At 42.9% G+C, this 923-nt stretch carries 2 protein-coding genes; both read right to left on the bottom strand.

Features of this window, described 5'->3' with window-relative positions:
- The coding region (locus A3762_RS24550) for a SurA N-terminal domain-containing protein (protein WP_197469565.1) at window positions 1–236 on the bottom strand (236 nt) is incomplete at its 3' end.
- A gap of 130 nt (window positions 237–366) precedes the next feature.
- Complete coding sequence (locus A3762_RS24545; protein ID WP_068477044.1) at window positions 367–639, bottom strand: HU family DNA-binding protein; 273 nt, start codon at window positions 637–639, stop codon at window positions 367–369.
- Window positions 640–923: the final 284 nt, after the last annotated feature.

Raw genomic sequence — 923 nt, 5'->3', positions numbered from 1 at the left:
AAATCCGGATCAGCTGCGTCGCCCATCTGCATCAAAAGCTGACGTTTTTTTCGCTCTACTGCGATCTGAAACGCCGACTCTGGAATGCCCTCACCATTCACTTCTGCAACCTCTGGCTCTCCACTGATACCACCAACAATGGATTCAGCGCCAAACAGCGCAAATGTAATAGCAATCGCCCAAACGATTACTTTCGCTGTGGTACCTTGCATACCTTGACGAACGTCTTGAAGCATAATGCCCTCTGAAATAACTACTTAAACTTTATGATTATCACTTTATTAGTGACGATATTTACAAAAAAGGCGCATTCCTAAGAACACGCCTTTTCGACGAGTAGCCTCTCGGCTACTTTCAGGCAAACGCTTAGTTAACAGCGTCTTTAAGAGCCTTACCAGCTTTGAAGCTTGGAATTTTTGCTGCTGCGATTTGGATTTCCGCACCAGTTTGTGGGTTACGACCAGTACGAGCTGCACGATCTTTTACAGAAAAAGTTCCGAAACCGATAAGCGTTACTTGATCGCCGCCTTTTAAAGCACCAGTGATTGAATCAACGAACGCGTCTACCGCACGTCCTGCTGCTGCTTTTGAAATGTCTGCTGAATCTGCAATTGCATCGATAAGTTCAGATTTGTTCACACTAAACCCCTTAGTTTAATTTGGTTTACGTTGTTAGATGTTGGACGCATTTCTTATTTAATTAAGACGCGATCTAATTCTTCTTAGTATAGAGTTCTAACTTTTTAGAAATTCTATTGAGTGGTCTCAGAGCCCGCTAGAATACTGCTGCCAGACGACGAAACAAGTTATACCAACTGTCTAAAACCACTGTCAAGGCAGCATTTACGCTAATGCGTATTTATTCTGCGATCTGAGCCTTTTGTTTTGTTTTTCTGCCCTTTTTGGCCTTTTGATGAGGAATC

The sequence above is a fragment of the Oleiphilus sp. HI0125 genome, from assembly GCF_001635355.1.
This window is presented reverse-complemented; position numbering and strand designations above follow the sequence as displayed.